The organism is Streptomyces sp. SAT1 (assembly GCF_001654495.1).
GTDB lineage: Bacteria > Actinomycetota > Actinomycetes > Streptomycetales > Streptomycetaceae > Streptomyces > Streptomyces andamanensis.
Window position 1 is genome coordinate 2,917,757 of sequence record NZ_CP015849.1, and the last position, 22,218, is coordinate 2,939,974.

General features: G+C 74.1%; 15 protein-coding genes. 3 read left to right on the plus strand and 12 right to left on the minus strand.

What is annotated here, in order from left to right; all coding sequences use genetic code 11:
* Positions 1-157 precede the first annotated feature (157 nt).
* From A8713_RS12610 to A8713_RS12625, 4 genes are all read right to left on the minus strand, one after another.
* Complete coding sequence (locus A8713_RS12610; RefSeq protein ID WP_079158932.1) at positions 158-1,597, minus strand: cytochrome P450 family protein; 1,440 nt, start codon at positions 1,595-1,597, stop codon at positions 158-160.
* 221 nt (positions 1,598-1,818) lie between these two features.
* Positions 1,819-2,808 carry a nucleoside triphosphate pyrophosphohydrolase gene (locus A8713_RS12615; RefSeq protein ID WP_064533528.1) on the minus strand — a complete coding sequence of 330 codons (990 nt, stop codon included), beginning with the start codon at positions 2,806-2,808 and terminating at the stop codon, positions 1,819-1,821.
* A 118-nt stretch (positions 2,809-2,926) separates the two neighbouring features.
* Positions 2,927-3,571, minus strand: coding sequence for a SurA N-terminal domain-containing protein (locus A8713_RS12620; RefSeq protein ID WP_064533530.1), 645 nt, complete (start codon positions 3,569-3,571; stop codon positions 2,927-2,929).
* Between the two features lie 150 nt (positions 3,572-3,721).
* Positions 3,722-4,552, minus strand: a complete 831-nt coding sequence (locus A8713_RS12625) for a glycoside hydrolase domain-containing protein (RefSeq protein WP_064533532.1) — start codon at positions 4,550-4,552, stop codon at positions 3,722-3,724.
* 157 nt (positions 4,553-4,709) lie between these two features.
* On the opposite strand from A8713_RS12625, the gene A8713_RS12630 reads away from it, so the two are divergent.
* A complete protein-coding gene (locus A8713_RS12630) occupies positions 4,710-5,126 on the plus strand; it encodes a hypothetical protein (RefSeq protein WP_064533534.1) in 417 nt (138 codons plus the stop codon).
* Positions 5,127-5,188: 62 nt separating this feature from the next.
* Here the strand turns inward: A8713_RS12630 and A8713_RS12635 are convergent, their stop codons facing one another.
* The 7 genes from A8713_RS12635 to A8713_RS12665 all read right to left on the minus strand — a co-directional run bounded on the left by A8713_RS12635 (position 5,189) and on the right by A8713_RS12665 (position 18,733).
* Entirely contained in the window at positions 5,189-5,971 is a 783-nt protein-coding gene (locus tag A8713_RS12635) for an HNH endonuclease family protein (protein ID WP_064537470.1), read from the minus strand.
* Positions 5,972-6,163: 192 nt separating this feature from the next.
* Positions 6,164-9,712 carry a transcription-repair coupling factor gene (gene mfd / locus A8713_RS12640; protein ID WP_064533536.1) on the minus strand — a complete coding sequence of 1,183 codons (3,549 nt, stop codon included), beginning with the start codon at positions 9,710-9,712 and terminating at the stop codon, positions 6,164-6,166.
* Positions 9,713-10,038: 326 nt separating this feature from the next.
* On the minus strand, positions 10,039-12,624 hold the full coding sequence (locus A8713_RS12645; RefSeq protein WP_064533538.1) for an ABC transporter permease: 2,586 nt from the start codon (positions 12,622-12,624) through the stop codon (positions 10,039-10,041).
* Positions 12,621-13,409, minus strand: a complete 789-nt coding sequence (locus A8713_RS12650; protein ID WP_026252386.1) for an ABC transporter ATP-binding protein — start codon at positions 13,407-13,409, stop codon at positions 12,621-12,623. Before A8713_RS12650 ends, A8713_RS12645 begins: the two co-directional genes overlap by 4 nt.
* Before the next feature lie 406 nt (positions 13,410-13,815).
* A complete protein-coding gene (locus tag A8713_RS12655) occupies positions 13,816-14,709 on the minus strand; it encodes a hypothetical protein (RefSeq protein WP_064533540.1) in 894 nt (297 codons plus the stop codon).
* A gap of 210 nt (positions 14,710-14,919) precedes the next feature.
* Positions 14,920-17,703, minus strand: a complete 2,784-nt coding sequence (locus A8713_RS12660) for an SUKH-4 family immunity protein (protein ID WP_064533542.1) — start codon at positions 17,701-17,703, stop codon at positions 14,920-14,922.
* Positions 17,704-17,710: 7 nt separating this feature from the next.
* On the minus strand, positions 17,711-18,733 hold the full coding sequence (locus A8713_RS12665) for an SMI1/KNR4 family protein (RefSeq protein WP_064533544.1): 1,023 nt from the start codon (positions 18,731-18,733) through the stop codon (positions 17,711-17,713).
* Between the two features lie 337 nt (positions 18,734-19,070).
* Between A8713_RS12665 and A8713_RS12670 the strand changes: the two genes are divergently transcribed.
* Both A8713_RS12670 and A8713_RS12675 read left to right on the plus strand, forming a co-directional pair.
* Entirely contained in the window at positions 19,071-19,595 is a 525-nt protein-coding gene (locus tag A8713_RS12670; protein WP_064533546.1) for a YwqJ-related putative deaminase, read from the plus strand.
* A 107-nt stretch (positions 19,596-19,702) separates the two neighbouring features.
* Positions 19,703-20,281 carry an SUKH-3 domain-containing protein gene (locus A8713_RS12675; RefSeq protein ID WP_079158933.1) on the plus strand — a complete coding sequence of 193 codons (579 nt, stop codon included), beginning with the start codon at positions 19,703-19,705 and terminating at the stop codon, positions 20,279-20,281.
* A gap of 600 nt (positions 20,282-20,881) precedes the next feature.
* Here the strand turns inward: A8713_RS12675 and A8713_RS12680 are convergent.
* The gene (locus A8713_RS12680) at positions 20,882-22,204 is read right to left on the minus strand and encodes a sensor histidine kinase (RefSeq protein ID WP_064533548.1); all 1,323 of its coding nucleotides are present in this window, start codon (positions 22,202-22,204) and stop codon (positions 20,882-20,884) included.
* Between the last annotated feature and the right edge of the window lie 14 nt (positions 22,205-22,218).

Here is a 22,218-nt window from a genome sequence, read left to right on the forward strand (position 1 = left end):
TTTCGCACGACGGCAGTGACGGCGCGGCGGCGGGACGGGAGGGCCCCGGCGTCACGCTGATGGGTGAAAGTATCGGGTGACGATCACTTGTCACAAGTTCATGCCGCGCAGATCACATGAACATCACATAGTTGAACACGCGTCATGTTTGCCGCCGTCAGCGCCCGGGGGCGGGGCCGTTCTCGGTGGTCGTCCCGGGGGCCGGGGCGGAGGGAGAGGCTGAGGCAGAGGGGTGAGCCGGGGCGGGAGCCGGGGCGGGGGTGAAGCCGACCGGGAGGGTCCGCAGCCCGCGCATGATGAGCCCGCCGCGCCAGCGCAGTTCGGCCGGTTCCGCGTCGAGACGCAGGTCGGGCAGCCGGGTCAGCAGGGTGGCCAGCGCGGTCTGCCCCTCCAGGCGGGCGAGCGGGGCGCCCAGGCAGTAGTGGATGCCGTGCCCGTACCCCAGGTGCTGGTTGTCGCGGCGGGCGAGGTCGAGCGTGTCGGGGTGGGCAAACCGCTCCGGGTCGCGGTCGGCGGCGGCCAGCACCACCAGCACCGGATCGCCCGCGGCGATGTCCTGCCCGCCGAGCGTGAGCGTCCGGGTGGCGAACCGCCAGGTGGCCAGCTCCACCGGCCCGTCGTAGCGCAACAGCTCCTCGACCCCGGTCTCCAGCAGCCCGCTCTCCCCCGCGGCCAGCGACTCCTGGAGCCGCGCCCGCTGGCCGGGGTGGGTGAGCAGGGCGTACATGCCGTTGCCGATGAGGTTGACGGTCGTCTCGAAACCGGCGAAGAGAAGGATGAACGCCATCGCGGCGACCTCGTTCTCCGTGAGGTGCTCGCCGTGGTCGGAGGCGCGGATGAGCCCGGAGACGAGGTCCTCGCCCGGGACCGGTTCGGCGGGCAGGGCGGCGCGCTTGCGGTGGATCAGCTCGGCCAGATAGCCGCGCATCTTCTTCACCGACCGGGCCACTCCGCCCCGGGGCCCCTTGCCGTGGCGGATCATCATGCCCGCCCAGTCCCGGAAGTCGTCCTGGTCCTCGCGCGGGACGCCGAGCAGGTCGCAGATGGCGTAGATGGGCAGCGGGAAGGCGAACTCGTGGATGAGGTCGGCGGTGCCGCGCCCGGCGAAGGACGCGATGAGGCCGTCCGCCAGCTCCTGCACGCGCGGCGCGAACTCGGCGACCCTGCGAGGGGTGAACGCCTTGCTGACCAGCCGCCGCAGCCGGGTGTGGTCCGGCGGGTCGATGTTGAGCAGATGCGTCATCAGCTCGGCCTTGCGCTCGCCGGGGATGCCGGTCTTGCCCTTGGCGTGCGCGGGCTCGTCGTGGTGGGCCGGGTTCTTGGAGAGCCGCGGGTCGGCCAGGGCCTGCCGGGCGTCGGCGTACCGGGTGACCAGCCATGCCTCCACTCCGCTGGGAAGCCGGGTGCGGTGCACGGGGGCGTGCTCACGCAGCCAGGCGTACGCCGGGTACGGATCGCTCGCGAACTCCCAGGTGAACAGCGGCGGCGGGAGATCGGGCGAGGGGGCGGCGCCGGGAGTGCCGGGGGCGCCGGGGGGATCGGACGGGGCGGAGGAGGGGTCGGGAGGGGTGGAGGAGGCGGGCGGCTGGTCGTGCATGGGGCGACAGTAGCCGCCGGGGGCGAGTGGAGGCGGGTGGGGTGGAGGCGGGGAGACCCGGGGCCCGGAAGCCGGTGACCGAGGCGCGGTCGGCGGCGGTCGGCGGCGGGCGGGGCCGGGCCCGGTGAGCGGAGCGTGGAGCAAGCGGAGCGAGGAGCGAAAGGAGTAGGGAGTGGGGAGTAAGGAGGGGCGCGCGTCATGGGGCTGTCGGGGCCGGGGCCTCAGGCGGTCTCCTTCTGCTTGATGGCGTCCCGGTACGCTCGGGCCGCCGCTCTCAGGGCCGCCTCCGGATCGACGCCCTCCGCCTCGGCGCGGGCGGCCAGGGCCAGCAGCTCGTAGCCGATGCCCTCGCCCCGGGGCAGCGGCACGTCCAGACCCGCGGTGCGCACCCGGGACGCCAGCTTCGCCGCGAGGGCCAGGCCCGGCTGGTGGAGGGGGACGCCCTCCGTGACGGAGGTGCGCTGCTTCTCCTCGGCCTTGGTGCGCAGCCAGTGCTCCTTGACCTCCTCCGGGGTCGCGGCCGTCTCCTCGCCGAAGACATGCGGATGGCGGTGGATCAGCTTGGCGACGATCCCGCCGGCCACGTCGTCGACGGAGAAGGGCTCCTCCGGGTCGTCCTCGGCGATCCGGGCGTGGAAGACGACCTGGAGCAGGACGTCGCCCAGCTCCTCGCGCAGCTCGTCGCGGTCGCCGTCCTCGATCGCCTCGACCAGCTCGTACGCCTCCTCGATGGCGTACTTGGCCAGACCCCGGTGGGTCCGCTGCGCCGACCAGGGGCACTCCACGCGGATGCGGTCCATGACCTGGACGAGGTCGAGCAGCCGGGCGCCGGGCAGGTCGTAGGAGGCGGGCAGCAGCTCCAGCTCCGGCATGGAGACACGGCCGGATCCGGCGAGCCGGGCGAGCCCGTCGGTGAGCGCGGGCTCGCCCTCACCGGTGGCGACGACCACCGCCGTACGGCCGCCGGCGCAGGCGGCCACCAGCTCCTCGGCGGTCGGGGACGCCTCGGACACGGTGATGCCCGCCTCGCGCAGATACGGCAGCTGCGGGTGCGCCGCGTCCGCGCACAGCACCCGGTCGGCCGTGCGCAGCGCCTGCCAGGCGGGCCAGGACAGCAGTCCGGGGGCGACCCGGTGGCTGGTGGTCAGCAGGACGATGCGGCCGGGTGCGGCGGCGGCCGGCTCGGCGGCGGAGGCAGAGGTCGTGTTCACGCTTCGAACGTAACGCACCCCGCCGACGCCCCCGGAAGTTGTCCACAGGCGGTTGTCCACAGGCCCGCGGGTTCCGTCGGCGCCCGTCCCGTCGGCGGGCGCCGGGCCGGTCCCGGGATCAGGCCGGCTGCTGGGCGGCGGGCACCGAGACGTCCCGCAGCCACGGGGTCTTCGCGGCGACGCCGCCCTTCTTCACGTCCCAGGCCCCGTAGCGCGGATTCAGGTCGACGCCCAGTTTCCCGGAGGTGGCGGACAGCGCGTTCCAGAACTCGGGGCGGCTGGGGTCCGTGTGCAGCTTCGCCGCCACCTTCTGCGCCTCCACCTGGAGGCGCAGGTTGTCGTCCAGGCGCCGCGGCGGCACCCCGTACTGCTGGAGCCAGGCCGTCTCCAGCGCCTTGGCGCCGCCCGCCTGCTGTTCGAGCCCGGAACGCAGTTGCTGCACCTCCCGCGGGGTGACGGTGACGCCCTCGTCCCGGGCCGTGCGGTCCAGGACCCGGTCGAGCACCATCTGGTGCAGGGTGTCCCGGTTCAGCGTGCCGGTGCGGGCGACGGCCTGCTGGTACTGCGTCTCGTCGGCCACCGCCGCCCGCTGCGCCCGGCGCACCTCGTCCACCCGGCTCTGGAGCTGTGCGACGGTGATCCGCTGCCCGCCCACCACGGCCGCGGCGCCGGGATGCGCCTCGCTGCCGCAGGCGGTGAGGACGGGGGCCGCCGCGACGATCGCGGCGGACAGGGCGAGCGCGGTGCGACGGCGGCGGTGCAAGGGGGCCTCCCTGGGTGGGGATTGTGCGACGGTGCACAAAGTCTTGCGGTGATCGATAGTAGGCAGCGGCCGTGCTCCGGCCAAGCCATTGGACCAACGATTCACCGCCACTTCGGGCACCGTCGCGCCGCACTCCCCCGGCCGGGCGGGTCAGCCGGTGATCGCCACCGGCGCGTCCCACGCGTTGCTGTCGACGGTGAGGGTGAACCCGCGGCGTGTCTCCTTGCTGTTCACCTTGTACTGGTGGCCCCGGCTGTGGTCCGTGAACTGGTTCTTGCCGAAGGGCCAGTCCGCTGTGGTGGTCTCCTTGTTGTCCCACAGCGCGTACCAGAGGTTGCCGGGCAGGTCGGTCTTGTCGCTCGCGTCGGCGATCGCCTTGGCGCTGGAGCTGCTGAAACCGTAGAAGCCCGAGCGGTACGTCTGGGCGCGCAGCTGCTTGCCGAAGGCGCGCACGTAGGCCAGCACCGCGTCGTTGCACGCCTTGTCCGTGATGGCGTACGGCTCCATGTCGAGGTAGACCGCGCTGCCGGCCTTCATGCCGAGGGCCTTCGCCTTGGCCACGGCGTCCTTGGCGTCGGCGGTGCCCAGCGTCCTGGCGTTGGCGGCGGTGAGCTTCTCCGGGTTGGCGCTCTTCTGGCAGGGCGGCTGGGCGCCGACGTAGAGCGGGATGAGCTTCCAGCCCATGGAGCTGACCGACTTCACCCAGGAGGCGGTGAGGTTGGGCTGGGCGCAGCCGCGGTTCTTGCCGCCGATGTAGACGGCGGCGGCGCCGTAGTACCCGTTGCTGCGCCAGCCCGTCATGGCGTTCAGCGAGGGCGCGGTGCAGGTGTCGAAGGCGCGGCCGGTGTACGTCTTCTGCGCGGGCCAGCTCGTCGCGGCCATCGAGGTCTGCGCCGCGATCCCGCCGCCCGCGACGACGGCGGCCCCCGCCACCGTCCATGTGAGGTATCTGCGCTTCCTGGACTGCCGGTGTCCGGCCATCCCCCACCCCTGTTCTGCTGTTCTGCGCGCGGGCGCGTGCGTGCCCGGACCGCGCGTGTGTGTGTCTTGCGGAGCAGAGTACGGGTGCCGTTCCGTGGCTTAATCTTGCCCCCTGCTTCGTGGCCGCCCGATCGCGGCGGATGTGTGGGGGGTTGGGATGGAAAAGCGTCTGGAGGCGGGCTGGCTCCAGCGGATCGCCTGGTCGGTCCTGGTCTGGGGTTCGCTGGGTCTGCTGGTGTGGGTGCCGTTCCTGTATGTGGCGATCCGGCGACGGCGCGGGTCGGACTGGGGCGCGTTCGCCGCGTTCGTCCTGTACGAGGGGGTGACGGTGACCTGGATGAGCGTCCTGCCCGACCAGGACGACGGCGACGCGGTGCTCGGCATCGTCATCATCCTGTGCCTGCTGGCGGCGACGCTGATGCTGCTCCTCGCGATGTTCGACCGGCGGGCCGCGGGCGCGGCTGCGGCACCGCAGGCGCACGGGGCCGGGTCCGGGGCGTACGGGGCGGTGCCGGGGAGCGCCGCGTCCCCGGGCCCGTACGGGAACCCCTACCGCAGTCCGTACGGGCCCTGAGTCCGCGTCACGCGCCGGCCCCGGCTCCCGGGGCCGGGGCGCGGGCGCTCATGCGGCCGGGCTCAGCCGCCGCACTGCTTCAGCATCATCTGCTTGTCGGCGGTCGTCACCGGCAGCTTGTACTTCAGGGAGACCTGCGCGAACCGCACGCTGTACGAGCACCGGACGTCCTTGCTCGGCGGCAGCCAGGTCGCCGGACCGGAGTCGCTCTTGGCGGAGTTGGCCGGGCCGTCGGCCGGAATGAGGTTCAGCGGGTCGTTGGCGATCTGCTCGCGCTTGTCCTTCGTCCAGTGCGCGGCGCCCATCTGCCAGTCGTAGGACAGCGGCATCACATGGTCGATCTGGACGGTGGTGGCGTGCGCCTTGGTCCACTGGATGGTCTTGCCCGTGTACGGGTCGTGCAGGGTCATGGAGACGACCACGCAGTTGGAGCCCTTGCGGTAACTGAGGTTCTGGCCGTCGCGCTTGAGCAGGTCGTTGCGCGTGTCGCAGCCGTTGCGCGACCAGGGGACGCCGTCGGCGGTGTCCATCCAGGCGTACCCGAACTTGTCCCGGGAGTAGCCGGTCTTCGGGCCGCGGCCCTTCGTCGTCACGGTCTGGATGAGCTTGCGGGCCGCGGCCCGGTCGCTGTCGCTGGTCAGCGGCGCCAGGCCCGGCTTGGTCCCGTCCGGGTTGGCCAGCGGACTGACGGAGTGTCCGTCCGACGACGGGGCCGGGGCCGCCGGTGCGCCGCTGCGCGTGCCGGACCCCGCGCTGTGCGCGTCGTCGCTCTTGCATCCGGCGACGAAGGTGAGAGCCGCGACGGCGCACACCGCCGCGCCGCCGCGCGCGAGCGGACGGGATATCGCCCGGCCCGCTCCCCTCCGACCGGCTTCCCGACACACCTCTACGCCCATGGGCCCTCCCCTTGCCTTGTCCTGCGCGGCCCGCCCCTGGTGCGTGCGGGCCTGACTTGTCTGTGCCCAACGTAACCAGGAAGATGTGCGCCCCACTTGGGGCGCACAGAGGCAAAAGGAGCAGATGGGGCGTATCGAGTGTTACGACCCGAGCACGGAGGTCAGGAACTCGCCCACCCAGGCCAGCAGTTCCCGGCCGACCAGCGGCTTGCCGCCGACCTTCGCGGTCTTGGGGCGCGGGACGAGCACCTGGTGGGCGGCCGGCTTGAGCAGCGCGCCCGGGTAGAGCCGCTTCAGGCGCAGCTCCTGGGACTCGCGCAGCTCCACCGGCGCGAAGCGGATGTTGGCGCCCTGGAGCACGATCTCACCGACCCCGCAGGCGCGGGCGAACATCCGCAGCCCGGCCACCAGCAGCAGGTTCTCCACCGGCTCGGGCAGCTTGCCATAACGGTCGGTCAGCTCCTCGCGGACGGCCTTGATGTCCTCCTCCGAATTGGCCGAGGCGATGGCCCGGTACGCCTGGAGGCGCAGCCGCTCGCCGGGCGCGTAGTCGTGCGGGACGTGCGCGTCGACCGGGAGCTCGATCTTGACCTCCAGCGGCGCCTCCTCCTCGATCTCACCGGTCTCCAGCTGCCGCCGGTAGTCCGCCACCGCCTCGCCGACCATCCGCACATACAGGTCGAAGCCGACGCCCGCGATATGGCCGGACTGCTCGCCGCCCAGCAGGTTTCCGGCGCCGCGGATCTCCAGGTCCTTCATCGCCACGTACATGCCCGCGCCCATCTCGGTGTGCTGGGCGATGGTCGCCAGCCGCTCGTGCGCGGTCTCGGTGAGCGGCTTCTCCGGCGGGTAGAGGAAGTAGGCGTAGCCGCGCTCGCGGCCGCGGCCCACCCGGCCGCGCAACTGGTGCAGCTGGGAGAGGCCGAAGTTGTCGCCGCGCTCCACGATCAGGGTGTTGGCGTTGGAGATGTCGATGCCGGACTCGACGATCGTCGTGGAGACCAGCACGTCGAACCGCTTCTCCCAGAAGTCCACGACGACCTGTTCCAGGGCCTGTTCGGACATCTGGCCGTGGGCGGTGGCGATCCGCGCCTCGGGCACGATCTCGCGCAGCCGGGCGGCGGCCCGGTCGATGGACTCCACCCGGTTGTGGATGTAGAAGACCTGGCCCTCGCGCAGCAGTTCGCGGCGGACGGCCGCGCCGATCTGCTTCTCCTCGTACGGCCCGACGAAGGTCAGCACCGGGTGGCGCTCCTCGGGCGGGGTGGTGATCGTGGACATCTCGCGGATGCCGGTGACCGCCATCTCCAGGGTGCGCGGGATCGGGGTCGCGGACATCGTCAGCACGTCGACGTTGGCGCGCAGCTTCTTCAGCTGCTCCTTGTGCTCGACGCCGAAACGCTGCTCCTCGTCGACGATGACCAGGCCCAGGTCCTTGAACCTGGTCTCGGAGGCGAACAGCCGGTGGGTGCCGATGACGACGTCGACCGAGCCCTCGCGCAGCCCTTCGAGGACCGCCTTCGCCTCGGTGTCGGTCTGGAAGCGGGAGAGCGCCTTCACCTTCACCGGGAACTGCGCGTAGCGCTCGGAGAAGGTGCCGAAGTGCTGCTGGACCAGCAGGGTGGTGGGGACCAGGACCGCGACCTGCTTGCCGTCCTGGACGGCCTTGAAGGCGGCGCGGACCGCGATCTCCGTCTTGCCGTACCCCACGTCGCCGCAGATCAGGCGGTCCATCGGGACCGACTTCTCCATGTCCTCCTTGACCTCGGCGATGGTGGTCAGCTGGTCGGGCGTCTCCGCGTACGGGAAGGCGTCCTCCAGCTCGCGCTGCCAGGGAGTGTCGGTGCCGAAGGAGTGCCCGGGGGCGGCCATCCGGGCGGAGTACAGCTTGATCAGGTCGGCGGCGATCTCCTTGACCGCCTTCTTCGCGCGCGCCTTGGTCTTGGTCCAGTCGGCGCCGCCGAGCCGGTGCAGCGTGGGGGCCTCGCCGCCGACGTACTTGGTGATCTGCTCCAGCTGGTCGGTGGGGATGTAGAGGCGGTCGCCGGGCTGGCCGCGCTTGGCCGGGGCGTACTCCACCACCAGATACTCGCGGGTGGCGCCCTGCACGGTGCGCTGCACCATCTCGATGTAGCGGCCCACGCCGTGCTGCTCGTGCACGATGTAGTCGCCCGCCTCCAGGGTGAGCGGGTCGATGGTCTTGCGGCGGCGGGCCGGCATGCGGGCGCCGTCCCGGCCGGCGGTGCGCTGTCCGGTCAGGTCGGTCTCGGTGAGCACGGCCAGCTTCAGGCCGGGGTCGACGAAGCCGTGGTCGATGCAGCCGCACGCCACGTGCACCACGGACGGGGACACCGCCCCGAGGTCCGTGTCCAGGCGGGCGGCGATGCCCTCGCCGCCCAGCACCTCCACCGTGCGGGCGGCCGGGCCGTGGCCCTCGGTGACGAAGACGGTGCGCCAGCCCTCGGCCAGCCAGCCCTTGGTGTCGGCGAGCGCCTTGGCGGTGTCGCCGCGGTAGGTGTCGGGCGCGTGCATGCCCAGCTTGAGGGTGTCGCCGTCGCCCTCGGTGCCGTAGGCGCTCTCGTCGGCCGCGAAGGGCGAGACGGACCACCACATCATGTCCAGCTCGCGCGCCCGGTCCCGGACGTCGGCGATGGACCACAGGGAGGCCGCGCCGACGTCGATGGGGGCCTCGCCGCCGCCCGCGGTGGCCGCCCAGGACGCCTGGAGGAACTCCTGCGAGGTGGCCACCAGGTCGGAGGCGCGGGTGCGCACCCGCTCCGGGTCGCACACCACGGCCAGGGCGCCCTTGGGCAGCACGTCCAGCAGCAGTTCCATGTCGTCGACGAGGACCGGGGCCAGGGACTCCATGCCCTCCACCGCGATGCCCTCGGCGATCTTGCCGAGCAGCTCGCCCAGCTCCGGGTGGCGCTCGGCCAGGGCACGCGCGCGGGCGCGGACGTCCTCGGTGAGCAGCAGCTCGCGGCAGGGCGGGGCCCACAGGCCGTGCTCGGCGACCTCCAGGGAGCGCTGGTCGGCGACCTTGAAGTAGCGGATCTCCTCGATGTCGTCGCCCCAGAACTCGATGCGCAGGGGGTGTTCCTCGGTGGGCGGGAAGACGTCGAGGATGCCGCCGCGCACGGCGAACTCGCCGCGCTTCTCGACCAGCTCCACGCGCGCGTACGCGGCGGCGGCCAGGGCTTCCACCACCGCGTTCAGGTCGGCGCTCTCGCCGGTGCGCAGGGAGACAGGCTCCAGGTCGCCCAGGCCCTTGACCTGCGGCTGGAGCACCGAGCGCACGGGGGCGACGACGACGGAGACCGGGCCGGTCTCGGGGTCGTCGGGCCGCGGATGCGCCAGGCGGCGCAGCACGGCCAGGCGACGGCCCACGGTGTCGCTGCGCGGGCTGAGCCGCTCGTGCGGCAGTGTCTCCCAGGAGGGGTACTCCGCGACGCCCTCCTCCGGGAGCAGCGAGCGCAGGGCGGCCGCCAGGTCCTCGGCCTCGCGGCCGGTCGCCGTCACCGCGAGCACCGGGCGGCCGGACTCGCGGGCCAGCGCGGCGATCGCCAGGGGGCGGGCCGCGGGCGGGCCGACGAGGTCGACGTGCATGCGATTGCCGTCCGTGGCCGCGGTGATCGCTTCCGCGAGGGCGGGGTCCTTGACGACGGCGTCGAGCAGACCGTGCAGGCTCATGGAGGGGCTTTCCGTCCTGGGGTGGGCAACACGAAGGGCCCGGCTCGGGGGACGGGCCGGGGATTCCTTCAGCGTACGTCGCCGGGGCGGGGGCGGTCGGGCCTGTGGACAACGTGGCGGATATCGAACGGGTGTACGACACGAGCAACGGGCGTACGACACGGACGGGGTCCGCGGGCGGCGGGCGCACGCACCCGGGGGCGGGAAGCCCCCATGGCTTCCCGCCCCCGGGCGGCTCTCCCCGTGACCCCCGTGCACGAGGGGTCCGGTGCGCGGCCGTCAGGATCCGTGTCCGTCCTGGTCGGTCGCGATCATCTGTAGCTGTCCTAGTCGGTCGCGATCGCGTTGAGCACGTTCATCCGGCCCGCCCGGAAGGCGGGGACCAGCGCGGCGAACAGGCCCACGAAGGCCGAGCCGACGAAGACCGCGATGATCGTCGGCCAGGGGATGTCCAGGACGCCCAGGCCCTCCAGGGCCAGCAGCTTCTGGGCGGTGGCACCCCAGCCCATGCCCAGGCCCAGGCCGAGCAGCGCGCCGAACAGGGCGATCACCACGGACTCCATGCGGATCATGCGCCGCAGCTGCCGGCGGGACAGGCCGATCGCCCGCATCAGGCCGATCTCCCGGGTCCGCTCGACCACGGAGAGGGCGAGGGTGTTCACCACGCCCAGCACCGCGACGATGATCGCGAGGGCGAGCAGGCCGTAGACCATGTTCAGCAGCTGGCCGATCTGGTCCTTCAGCTCCTGCTTGTAGTCGGTCTGGTCGCGCACCTGGTACTGCGGGTACTGCTCCAGGGACTTCTTCAGGGCGGCGTACGCCTGCGTCTCCTGGCCGTCCTCGGCCTTGGCGAACATGATCATGTTCGGCGGGACGCGGTCCGCGGGGACGTACTTCTCCATGGTGGCGATGGACAGGTAGCGGGCGCCCTGGTCGATGGCGGTGTCGTCGCTGGTGATGGCGGCGACCTTCAGCCGGGCCGTCTTCCCGCCCTTGAAGGCGACGCTGAGGGTGTCGCCGACGTGGACGTGGTGCTTGTCGGCGTAGTCGGAGCCGACCGACATGGCACCGGGGGCGTAGGCGTCCTTCAGGTTGCCCGCGGTGACCGGGCGGCGCAGGTCGTCGGCGTAGGACGGGTCGGCGGCCGTGACACCGTCCTTGTCGGCCTGGCCGTCGGGCGAGGTCAGGGTGGCGTCGAGGTCCTTGTAGCGGGTGACGTGCGCCAGGCCGGGCGACTGCCGCATGGCCTGCTCCGCCTGCGGGACGATGCGCTGGTTGCCCTGGACGATGAAGTCCGCGCCGACCGACTTGTCCAGCTGGTCGGTGGCCGAGGCCACCATCGAGGAACCGACCACCGACAGGCAGGCGACCAGGGCGAGGCCGATCATCAGGGCGGCGCCGGTGGCGCCGGTGCGGCGCGGGTTGCGCAGCGCGTTGCGCTCGGCCATGCGGCCCACCGGGCCGAAGGCCCGCAGCAGCACCGCGCTGATCACCCGGACCACCCCGCCCGCCAGCAGCGGGCCGATCACGACGAAGCCGATCAGGGTGAGGACCACGCCGAGACCGAGGACGGCCGAGCCGTCGCTCGCCTTGTCCGCGGTGGCCGCCGCGTACAGGGAGGCCGTACCGGCGCCGGTGAGGACCAGGCCGATCACCGCGCGCACCCAGCCGGCCCGGCCGTCGGCCGGGGTGCCGGCGTCGCGCAGCGCGGCCATCGGGGAGATCTTGCCGGCGCGGCGGGCCGGCAGGTAGGCGGCCAGGACGGTGACGACGACACCGAGGACGAGACCGGCCACCGGGGTGGTCGCCTTGATCGTCAGGTCCTTGGTGGACAGGTCCATGCCCGCCGCGCCCATCAGCTTCATCAGGCCGATCGCGATGCCGACGCCCGCGCCGACGCCGAGCACCGAGCCGACGAAGCCCAGCAGCAGCGCCTCGACCAGCACCGACCGGTTGACCTGCTTGCGGGAGGAGCCGATGGCCCGCATCAGGCCGATCTCCCGGGTGCGCTGGGCGACCAGCATGCTGAAGGTGTTGATGATCAGGAAGATGCCGACCAGGAAGGCGATCCCGGCGAAGCCGAGCATGGCGTACTTGATCACGTCCATGAACGACCCGACGTCCTTGCGGTTCTCGTCGGCGTTCTCCTTGGCGGTCTGGATCTTGTACGCGCCGGCCTTCGCCCCGGTGGCTGCGGCCAGGGTCCGCGTCACGTTCTGCTTGAGCTGCTCGTCCGAGACGCCGGGGGCGGCGGTGACCGAGATCTGGGTGAACCGGCCGGTCGTGCCGAGCAGTCCGCGCTGGGCGGTGGCGGTGTCGAAGTAGACGACGGAGGCGCCCGGGTTGGTCACCTTGAAGGCGGCGATGCCGACGACGCGCGCCGTGAGGTCGCCGGTCTGCGCGATGGTGCGCAGCTCGTCGCCGAGCTTCAGGTCGTGCTTGTCGGCGGTGTCGGCGTCCACCAGCATCTCGCCCGGCCCGTGCGGGGCGTGGCCGGAGGTGATCTCCATCGACCGCAGGCTGCCGGAGGTCCAGTTGCCCGCGATGGTCGGGGCGCCGTTGGAGGAGCCCATGTTCTTGTTGTGCCGGTCGACGACCGTCACGTTCGGCGAACTGACGCCGCCCTCGACCGACTTGACGCCCTCGGCCTGCCGGACCCGGTCCAGGGCGGCGGCCGGCAGCGTCTCGGGGACGCCGTTCTGCGGGGTCTCGCTGTTCTTGGCGGTCTTCGGCGCGACGGTCACGTCGGACGCGGTCACCGCGAACAGCTTGTCGAAGGTGGTGTTCATGGTGTCGGTGAACACCAGCGTCCCGCAGACGAAGGCCACCGAGAGGAGCACCGCGACCGCGGAGAGGGCCATCCGGCCCTTGTGCGCGAAGAAGTTGCGCAGGGAGGTTCTCAGGACGGTCATGACGTGCGCCCCCGGGCGTCGAAGTCCTTCATGCGGTCCAGGACCTGCTCGGCCGTCGGCTGGTACATCTCGTCGACGATCCGGCCGTCGGCGAGGTACAGCACCCGGTCGGCGTAGGAGGCGGCCACCGGGTCGTGCGTGACCATCACGATGGTCTGGCCCAGCTCGTCGACGGAGCGGCGCAGGAAGCCCAGCACCTCGGCACCCGCCCGCGAGTCCAGGTTGCCGGTCGGCTCGTCACCGAAGATGATCTCCGGGCGGGCCGCCAGCGCGCGGGCCACGGCGACGCGCTGCTGCTGGCCGCCGGAGAGCTGGTTGGGCCGGTGCTTGAGCCGCCCGGCCAGGCCCACCGTCTCCACCACCCGGTCCAGCCAGGCCCGGTCCGGCTTGCGGCCGGCTATGTCCATGGGCAGGGTGATGTTCTCCAGCGCGCTCAGCGTCGGCAGCAGGTTGAACGCCTGGAAGATGAAGCCGATCCGGTCCCGGCGCAGCTGGGTGAGCTTCTTGTCCTTCAGACCGGTGATCTCGGTCTCGTCCAGATAGATCTGACCGCCCGACACGGTGTCGAGACCGGCGAGGCAGTGCATCAGCGTGGACTTGCCGGACCCCGAGGGGCCCATGATCGCGGTGAACTGGCCGCGGGCGATGTCCACGTCGACGTGGTCGAGGGCGACGACCCGGGTCTCCCCGGAGCCGTACGCCTTGACGACCTGCCGCGCACGTGCGGCGACGGCCGTCGGCCTTCCAGTGCCCCCGTGCCTGGGAATGGTCACAGCCGTTGTCACGGTAAATCTCCTATGTCGGTCCTGCTGCGGGCGGAGCGGTGCCCCGCGGGGTGAGCCGCGGTGGCGGGAACGGTGCTCGGGTACGGGGACGAGTCTGCTGTGCGCGGGCCCCCGGGCGCGCTGGTGCTCAGCGCAGTCTTCCGCTGGGGAAAACCCCACCCCCGTCGGTGCGGTCCACCGCCCCCCAGCGGCGTAAAGCCAGACTAAGGACGGCTCGCGGCCGTCTCGTCCTCCGCCGGTACGAGCCCTCCCCGACCCCGAGTACGGAGCTACCCCTAGGGGCCGTCCCCCGGCAGGCGGAGACCGTCTCAGGGTTGTCTCCACCCACCGGCCCACCGAGCCTCCACCCTCCCGCCGCGTGAGGGGCAAGCCGCCGGCCCCGCGCCACCCGTGCGGGACGGGCCCCCTACTCCACCCGAGCCCGGCCGGTCAGCGTGGTGATGTCGCTCTGGACGGTGTCCATCTGGGCCCTGACGTCGTCCCAGAGTTCACCGTGCTCGCGCAGCACCCGCTCCGTCTCCCGGGCGATCCGCTCCGCGCTCAGCCGGGCGGCGTCCAGCACCTCGGCGGCCCGCGCCCGCGCCTCTCCCGGCGCCCGGCGGGCCGCGTCCTGAGCCTCCGTCAGCGCGCGCTCCGCCGCGGCCAGCGCCGCTTCGGCGGCCGACAGCCGCCGGGTGTGGTCCGCCTCCAGCGCCGCGCGCCGCGCGTTCTCCTCCCGCTCGGCCGCGGCCAGCCGGACGGTGTGCTCACGGGCCTGCCCGGCGAGCGTCCCCTCGGCGCCGCGACGCGCCTCGCGCAGCGCGGCCAGCGCCCGGCCGCGGGTCTGCTTCACCTCACGGCGGACCGCGATGCGCAGCGCGTCCGCCTCGGCCCGCGCCGCCTCGGTCCGCCGCCGGGCCTCCTCCTCCGCCGCGCCGCACACCGCGTCGGCGTACGCCCGCGCGTCCCGGAGCAGGCCGTCGGCGTACGCCTGCGCCGCCTCGCGCTGCTCGCGCGCCGCCTGGAGGGCGCGTTCGCGCACCGCCCGCGCCTCCTGCTGCCCGTGCTCGTGCAGGCTCCGGGCGCCCTCGCCGAGCGAGGCGTAGGTCTGCTCGCCGAGTCCGGCGGCCCGCTCGCGCAGGGCCGCCAGCTCCGCCTCCATGTTCCGGGCCAGGACCGTCAGCCGCGCCGCGCGCTCCCAGGCCGCGTCCCGTTCGGCGAAGAGGGCGTCCACATGGGTGTTCACCTGATCGGGGCGGTAGCCGCGCCCCCGTACGACCGCGAAGCCGTGGAGCGAGACCGATGACGCCGTGCTGCCCATCCTGAACCCCTCTCCGTCGTGCACCGCCGGACACCGCCGAATGGATGCGACACGATGATTGCGGGCACATCCTCAGCTATAGGGACGAGATGTTCATAACGCGACACTCCGGGTGCGGGTCCGGTCAGGAGTGAACGAAAGAGGGCCGGCCCCGGTCACGCGACCGGGCCCGGCCCTCACTCGCCGTCAGGCGCTCAGGCGCTCACGCGCTCACAGCAGTCCGTCCCACATCTGCTCCAGCAGCACCGACCACCAGCTCTCCGGCGAACCGAGCGCCGCCGGGTCCAGGGCCACCAGCTGGGCCTGGAAGTCCACGGTCCAGCGGCCCGCCTGCTCCTGGTTCAGGCCGTGCCGCAGCCGCCACATCCGGCCCAGCAGCGCCAGGCAGCGCGCGAACTCCGGCAGCCCGGTGTTCACGAACTGCGGCGGCACGGCCGTACCGCCGGGGCCCGCCTCCACCGGCACGGCCACGATGTTCGCCGTGCCGTACTGGACGCAGAGCGCCTTGCCGAAGTCGCTGCCCATGACGAGGTACGAGCCCGCGTCCGGGGCCGGCTGCACCCCGCGCTCGGCCGCCAGCTCCGCCAGCGTCGGCACCGGGCGCCCCGGCTGGGCCTGCGCCCAGAAGAAGGGCCCCATGTCCAGCGGCAGACCCGCCACCACCAGCGTGTGCGCCACGACCGGCGGCACGCCCTGGCGGGACACGGCCGCCTGCTCGAACCGGAACACCCCCGGGCCGAAGGCCGCGCCCAGCTCCTGGGCGATGGCCTCCGGCGGGAGCGGCGGCGCGGGCTGCACCGGCGGCAGCGGCGCGCGCACCGGCGCCGGGCGCGCCGGGCCGTCCGCCACTTGGTGCAGCTCCCCCTGGTGCGCCAGGAGCTGCCGCATGCCCTGCTGGCGGCTGGCGTGGTCGGTGCCGTACGGCGCGATCGAGGTGATCCGCGCCTGCGGCCACTGCTCGCGGATCATCCGCGCGCAGTAGGCGCCCGGCAACTGGCACGACTCCAGCTCCGTGTGCAGCTCCAGCACCTGGTCCGGCGGCACGTTCATGCCGCGCAGCTCGTGGAAGATCTGCCACTCCGGGTGCGGGGTGCCCGGCGCCGAACGCCGGATCAGCTGCTGCTCGGAGCCGTCCTGCGCGCGGTAGCGCAGCACGGCCTGGTAGCCGGGACCCACGGTCGGCTGCCCCTGCGGGGGATAGCCGTAGGCCGGGGGCTGCGCGCCGGGCACGGGCGGTCCGGGCACGGGCGGCTGACCGGGCGGCGGGGCCGCGCCGGGGGGCGGGGGCGGCGGCGGGGGCGCGGCCGGGCCGCCGGGCGGGGGCGGGGCCAGCATGGTCGCCGCGTGGTGCACACCGCCCTGCCCGCCGCCGGGCACGCCGGGAGCAGCGGGCGCCTGCGGCGGACCGGGCACGCCCGGCGCGGCGGGGGCGCCCGGAGCGGGCGGCGGCTTGGGCGCGCCCGGGGCACCGGGAGCGCCGGGCGGACCCGGCGGCTGCGGGGCGCCGCCGCCGGTGCGGCCGGGGTCGGCGAGCATCGTGGCGGCGTGGTGGACACCGCCCGGGGGCGTCGTACCGCCGGGGGCGCCCGGGGCAGCCGGAGGTTGCGGGGCGCCGGGCGGCTGCGGGGCGGCCTCGGGGCCGTCCGGGCCCAGGGACGAGACGAGCTGCGTCGGCGCGTAACCGCCCGGTGCGGCCGGTGCGGCAGGAGCGCCCGGCGGCGGTGCGGCGGGGTCCGGGCCCGGACGCGCCCCCGGGGCGCCGGGCGCGCCCGGCGGCGGAGGCGGCGGCGCGGCGGAGTGCCCGCGGCGCGGCGGCGGCGCGGCCTTGCTGGTCGCCGCGTCGGCGATGTCACCGGCGTTCGGCGCGAGCGGACGCCCGGGGGCGGGGGCCGCGGGGGTGTACGGCGCACCGCCCGGCGGCGGGGGCGGGGGCGGCGGCGTGCCCGGGGCCCCGGGGTTCTGCGGATAGCCGTACGGCGCTCCCGCCCGCGGAGCCGGCGGGGGCGGGGGCGTGCTGCCCACCGGCGGCGGAGGCGGCACTCCGGGACCCGCCGGAGCACCGGGCGCGCCGGGCGCCGCCGGATAGCCGTACGACGCACCGGGCGGCGGAGGCGGAGGCGGCGCCGCCGGACCGGCGGCCGGGGACGGCGAGGGCGTGCTGCCCGGAGGCGGCGTACTGCCCTGGGACGGTGGACCGGCCTGCGGCGCGGGGGCGCCGGTCGCGTCGAGTGCCGGGGCCACCGCCGTGCGGGGGAGCCGACTGCCGCCCTCCATCAGCGCCGTCTTGGCGTCCGACGCGACGGACGGCGGCGGCGGGGTGTCGTCGGCACCGCTCAGCGGCGGTGCGAACACCGTCACGGGCAGCGGCACCGAACGGTCCTCCTCCGCATCCGCGTTGGTGTCGGTCCCGGCCCACGGGGTGGCCCCGGGCGGGACGTTCGGCGCCCCGGGAGCCCCGGACCCCGTCCCGCCGGCCGCGCCCACCGGCACCCCGGCCTGCGTCTGCGGCAGCGACTCGTCCCGCGCAGGACCTACGCCGGAACCGGGACCCGCGTCCGCACCGCCACCGGCGGCCGGGCCGCCCGACGTGCCGCCGCTCTCGCCCCGGCGGTCCGGGATGCCCAGCTTGTCCGCCGCCTCCTGGAGCCATTCCGGCGGACTGAGCAGGAACGACGTCTGGTTCAGGTCCACCCGGGCCGGCGGGGCCGCCGCGGCGGGCTCCGCCGCCGTCTCCGGACGGCCGTACTCCTCCTCGTACCGGCGGACCACCTCGCCCACCGGCAGCGCGGGCCACAGCGTGGCCTCCCCGCTGTCCCGGGCGATGACCAGCCGCTGCCGGCCGCCGTCCGAGCGCGGCCCCTCCGCGCGGTCCTCGGCCCACACCACGAAGCCCAGCTCGAACTCCCGCACCCGCACCTCCCGGTGCTGGTACGACGGCACATCGCCGTTGATCCACTCCTCCGCGCGCTCCTGCGCCTGCGCGTACGTCACCATCGCCGAGTCACTCCCCCACGGAAGAGGCCGGAACGGCATGCGCGAATCCGCCGTCCACCATCAGGTTCGCCACCGTCTCCAACTCCGGCGGTGAGCCCGCCAGCCGGGACAGGAAGGCGTCGAAGTCCTCACCGCACGGCAGCAGCAGCCGCTCGACGCGCTCCGGCTGCGGCCACGCCGGATCCACGTCCCGCACGTCGTCGTACGCGCAGAACCACACCGAACCGATCCGCTCGCCCTTCACCTTCACCGCGAGCAGACCGCCCTGGACGAAGCCGACGCCCAGGTAGTCCTTGGTGAGGTGGTCACGCAGGCACTTGTTGACGTACACGAGGTCGTTGACCGCGGCCTCCTCGCGCACCGTGAAGAACGGCTGGTCGACCAGGAGTCCCAGTTCCGCGTCGAGCGCGGTGCCCACCGGGGCGCAGCCGCCCGCCGCCTTCAGGAAGGAGCGGTAGGCGCCCGGCAGCCGGTACCCGAGGTCCTCCTCGACACCCTGCACCTGCTGCTCGGTGACCGCTGCGCCGGACTTGGGCAGCCCGAAGTGCGCCGGGCGGGTCTCCTGGAGCGGCCGGGTGCCGCGCTTGGCCTGGTCGACGTTCGCGGTCGCGATCCCGCCGTGGTGGCGCAGCAGCGCCTTCACCTCCACCGGGACCAGTTCGAGGCGGCGGCCACCCGCCACGTGGTGCCAGGTCCAGCCGTGCGGGGTCGCCACGCTGGGCACCGTGTCCCACAGTTCGTGGCCGGTCGCCGCCAGCGCCGCGTTCGCCGAGACGTAGTCGGTCAGCCGCAGTTCGTCCACGCCGAAGCCCTCCGGCGGGTCCGCGATCTGCGCCGCGGCCCGCGCGTACGGCGAGAAGTCGGGGTAGCCGTGCTCGTCCACCCGCACCCCTCGCGGGTGGCGGGCGGCCCGGACCGGGTCCGGGAAGTGCACGACCTGTCCGGCGTAGGCCGCGTTGGGCGGCGCGGCACCCTGCCCACCACCCCGGCGGCCGGGTGGTACCCCCAGCCCGAGCCGACCTGTCGTCATGGCGGTTGCCCCCTGCGGCACTCTGTACGGCCCGCGGCGCGGCGGCTTCCTGTGCCGTCCGCCGGGATCCGTATCGACTACTTCTCTCCAACGCGTCGGCCGCGCGAGCGCGGCGTGCCGACAGCCTATGCGGTAGCGCGACACCGGTCACCGGGCCACCGCGCACCGCCCGCACCCGCCCCCGATGCCGCCGCCCGGCCGCCCCCGCCCGGCCGTGACCTGGCGTCACCCTGCCGTGACGCACCGCCCTCCACCGGGCGTGTCGCGCCGCCCCAGCTTCCACACGGGGCATGCGATTTGGCACTCTGTGTCCTTCGGGGGGATGCTCGGGAGGGGAATGATGATCATGAACGCGACGCAGGCGGGACCGCACACCAGCGGCTCCGGCGACCCGCGGATCGGCTGGAGCAGCAGCGAGGGACCGCTCGCGCCCACCCTCCGGCACCGCCGCGACGGCATACTCCCGACCATCGCCGCCGCCCTCTCCGTACGCGGCGCCACCCTCACCGGCACGGCCGCGCGCAGCGAGGAGCCCCCGGCCCTGCACCCGCTCGTCCAGGACTTCCTGGACACGCTCACCAGCGCCCAGCGGGACCGCTTCACCGGCCGCTGCGCCGAGACCATCCTCATCTCGCGGCACATCAGCGCCGTCGACGCCACCCGCAGCAAACGCGCCTCGCGCAAACCGATGACCAACGGCGAAGCCCGCAAAGCGCTCAAACAGGCCAAGCTCACCGCCCGCCGCATCCGCGAGGACGGCGACCCGCTGCACGGCAGCTTCGCCGCGCCGTGCCGCGCCTGCACCGCGCTCAGCGCCCACTTCGGCGTCTACATCGTCGACCCCGCCGGCGGCAGGGCCTGACGGCCGCGCACCCGACCCGCACGCCATCCGCCCGCACACCTTCCGCCCGCGCACACCATCCGCGCACGCCATCCGCGCACGAGACGAACAGGACGAACGAAGGGCCCATGCAAGCCGACCGCCGCGCCGCCGCCAAGCGCCCCACCAGACTCTCGGCGAAGCTCTCCTCCCCGGCCGCACCCGCCGAGCCCGAGGAAGCCCCCGGGGACGCCCGCTTCGCCGCCCCCGTCGACGCCGCCCTGCGCGCCGCGGGCTGGCAGCCCGGACGCTGGGACATAAAGCAGGCGGAGTTCTGGGCCGACGCCCTGCGCGAGCACTCCTCCCCGGCGGGCCACCGGCACAGCGTCTTCCCGGCCGCCGTCGAGGCCTGGGCGGAGTTCGGCGGGCTGCGCGTCGCCCCCGGCGGGCCCGGCCGCCAGATCGCCCCCGCCGCACTCGACCTCGACCCGCTGCACGGCCTCCACCTGGCCCGCACCCTCGGCGACCTCGGCCGCGCCCTCGGCACCGACGTCTGCCCGCTCGGCGCGGAGAGCGACACACAGGCGCTGCTCGCCATCGACGCCGAGGGCCGCGTCTACGCCCTGGACCACACCGGCGACTGGTACCTCGGCCCCGGCATCGACCAGGCCCTGACGGCACTGGTCTCCGGCCTGACACCGGTACGCCTCACCACGGCCGCGGTCTGACACGACCACGTACCGCCCGCCCCGGACCGGGAGTTCCGCAGGGGTGACGGGACGGCGGCTCCCGGCCCGCCGTGCCCGGCCCGGACCGCCGCTGACCTCCCGACGCGATCCGACACCGCCGGGCGCCGCCGCACCCCGAGGTCCGCGCCCCGGCCCGTGCCCCGAGGCCGGCGGCCACAGCACGAGTTCCGTGACGGCCCGCCCCGGCCCGCCACGCCGGGACCACCGCTGACCTCCCGGGCCTCAAGTCCCCGGGTCCGTGCGCCTGGGGCCGGTGGCCGCCTGCAAGCCACGAACGGTGGCAACGACCCGCCACGCCGGGGCCATCGCCACGCCCTCGCGCTCCTACGCCCTCAAGCCCACGGCCAACGGCCCCAGGACCAACGCCCTCTGCCCCTGGAGCGACCACACCCCGAGCCACCGACGGCAACCCCGGGCCCCCGCGACACCCCCACAGCCTCAAGACCGACCAGCGGCCAACGGCCGACAGCCCCAAGCCCAGCGCCCCAGCCCGCGGCCCGCGGCCAACGACCGGTGACCGGTGACCGGTGACCGCCCCGAGCCACGCACAACAGCCTCCGGCCCCGGCCCCATCCCCGCCTACGCCGGAATGACCGCCGACACCCGGAAACCCCCCGCGTCCGTCGGCCCCGACACGAACACGCCGCCCAGGGCCACGACCCGCTCCTTCATGCCGAGCAGGCCGTTCCCGCCGGACGGCAGCCCCGCCGCCGACGCGGTCGCGGGCTCGGGCGGCGGGCCGTTCTCCACCTGCATCGCGATCTCCGCACCCCGGTGCGCGAGCCGCACCCGCGTCTTGGCGCCCGCCGCGTGCTTGTGGACGTTCGTCAGAGCCTCCTGCACCACCCGGTACGCGGTTTGCTCGATCTCCGCCCCGTACGGGCGCGCCTCGCCCTCGACCGACAGGTCCACCACCATGCCCGCGGCGGCCGACTGGCCGATCAGTTCCTCCAGCTCCGCCAGGCACGGCCCGTCGCCGCCCGGCTCACCGGCGGCGCGGGACGCCGCCGCGGCGGCCGCGACCCCCACCGCGACCAGCGGCAGGGCCGCCGGATCACGCAGCGGGGCAGGGCGCTCGGGCACCTCGCCGCTGCGCAGCACACCCAGCATCTCGCGCAGCTCGGTCAGCGCCTGCCGGCCCATGTCCCCGACCAGCGCCGCGTTCTTGACGGCCTTCTCGGGATCCTTGCGGGCCACCGCCTGCAACGCGGCGGCGTGCACCACCATCAGACTCACCCGGTGCGCGACGACATCGTGCATCTCCCGGGCGATCCGGGTGCGCTCCTCGCCGCGCGCCCACTCGGCGCGCTCCTCCGCCCGCTCCGCGAGCAGCTGCAACTCCCGCTCCAGGCTGTCCGCACGCTCCCGCAGCGACTCCATCAGCCGCCGCCGGGCGCCGACGTACAGGCCCAGCAGCAGCGGGGGCGCGGTGAGACCGAGCGAGGTGGTGACCGCGGCGAACGGGACGAACCAGTCGCCGATGGTGAAGTCGCCGCGTGCCATGTCCTGCCGCACCCGCACGAACGTCACGATCATCGTGCCGAGCAGCGACATCCCGGCGAGCGCCCCGATGATCCGCCGAGGCAGCTCGCACGTGGCGAGCGTGTAGAGGCCGACGATCCCCATGAGGAAGCCCATCTGGGCGGGCGTGACGGCGATCGCGACCAGCACGACGGCGATCGGCCACCGCCGCCTGACCAGCAGCACCGACCCGCACAGCAGCCCGAAGAGCACCCCCGCGACCAGCGGCACCCCGGCGTCCCGGGCGAACGGCACCCCTTCCGCCGCGCACTCCGCCGCCGACGCCAGCGCCAGGCTGCCGTCGAACAGCGCACTGCGCCACCGCGCCCACCACCACGGCCCACTCACCGCCGCGGCGCGCTCTTCCCCCGTCGTGGTCATGTCTCCAGCCTACG